The organism is Moorena sp. SIO4A1 (genome assembly GCF_010672065.1).
Taxonomy (GTDB): domain Bacteria; phylum Cyanobacteriota; class Cyanobacteriia; order Cyanobacteriales; family Coleofasciculaceae; genus Moorena.
On sequence record NZ_JAAHHX010000590.1, the window covers coordinates 1 to 1,616 of the forward strand.

At 47.8% G+C, this 1,616-nt stretch carries 2 protein-coding genes; both read right to left on the reverse strand.

Features of this window, described 5'->3' with window-relative positions:
* Positions 1-103 precede the first annotated feature (103 nt).
* The gene (pstA, locus tag F6K53_RS40965; protein WP_293085992.1) at positions 104-1,042 is read right to left on the reverse strand and encodes a phosphate ABC transporter permease PstA; all 939 of its coding nucleotides are present in this window, start codon (positions 1,040-1,042) and stop codon (positions 104-106) included.
* Positions 1,043-1,101: 59 nt separating this feature from the next.
* A partial coding sequence (locus F6K53_RS40970) for an ABC transporter permease subunit (protein WP_293085995.1) occupies positions 1,102-1,616 on the reverse strand: 515 nt, incomplete at its 5' end.

Consider the following 1,616-nt stretch of genomic DNA (forward strand, 5'->3'; position numbering starts at 1 on the left):
CGCGTCCGAGCTGCAAGGATGGCCCCAGTTGTCCATAGAAGCAGAGATGACTGGTTTTGCCTGGGATGAAAACTGACTCATTAATGTTAGTTATGATACATTTTTACTCCTGAAGACTGCGATCATGCCATTGCTTCCCTAGGTAAATCGCTGTGGTATTGATCAACAGGATAACTATAACTAATATCACAGCCGAGGCATAGGCATTATCATCCCCGCCAGGGACATTCATGGATAGCTCATATATATGTAAGGACAACGCCCTTCCAGAATCAAATAAAGAGGTAGGTGTGCGATCGACATAGCCACTGGTGTAAATCAACGCCGCTGTTTCAGCGATTACCCTCCCAACTCCCAAAATTAAGCCTGCTACTAAACTGGGAACAGCAGCAGGTAACAGTAGATGAATGAGGGTGCTAGTCCTTGAGATTCCCAAGGATGCAGCACCCAAACGGTATTCTTCAGGAACAGCCCGCAGCCCTTCCTCAATGGAACGAATCAAAATCGGCAGCACCATACAGGCCAAGGTCAATCCTCCAGAAAGGATAGAAAAGCCAAGACCAAGGGTAACACAGAAGAAGGCATTGCCAAACAAACCAAAGACAATGGAAGGAACTCCCGCCAACATATCCAAACTGCGTCGCACCAACCGACTAAATAAGTTATTGGTGGCGGTAAATTCAGCTAACAGGATGGCAGTTCCCAACCCCAGGGGCAGGGCTACTGCCAGGCAAACCCCTAAAATCAATGCCGTTGAAACCAATATGGAGGCAATACCTCCTTCGCGACCAGCATTTTCAGGGTCTGTGGTCAGGAATTCCCAAGAAAGATGGCTAGAACCATACCAAACCAAATGCCCAAGAATTATGGCGAAACTAGCGGCGACGGACAAAGCGACGAACCAGACAATCATCCTCAACATTCGGTCTCGATAAGCAATCTTGCTCCGATGCCGATGATGGCGAGAGTCACTCAAAAATTTTCGTTTTTTAGAGCCTTTAGACGGATGGGCAGCATGAGAGTGAGAAGAAAAGAGAGCCATGGAACCTGACAGTGCAATAACTGAGTAGTGGATGATGACCCAACTGACAGGCAATTATACTAGTATATGTGTTTTTCTTCTGCGATCGCTTCTGCCAACAGCGCCAGAAACAGACTAACTGCCAGCAACAACAATCCAGTTACAAACAGGGATGAACGATGATTGCCGAGGGCAAAAGCCATTTCCAAAGCAATGTTAGCAGGTAAGGTCCGAATCGGAGCGAACAGTGTATCTGGAATCTGAGGCACATTACCACAGACCATTAACACCAGCATCGTTTCCCCAAGGGCTCGTCCAATCCCTAGGATAATGCCAGTAAATACCCCCAGTCGCGCAGCCGGGAGCATGATGCCCAAAATCGTCCCCCAACGGGACAATCCTAGAGAAGCTGCTCCCTGCCAATAAACTTGGTTCATCTCTGCTAACGTCGCGTCCACCGTGAGGGCACTCAGTAACCCAAAGACCAATAAGTTCCACACAGACTCATACAGAAAGGTGGGATGGAAATAGTCAAAATTCTGAAACCCTGGGGGACGCTGTAGTGGTGGAATATACAATTTCCAAGGCAAATCTG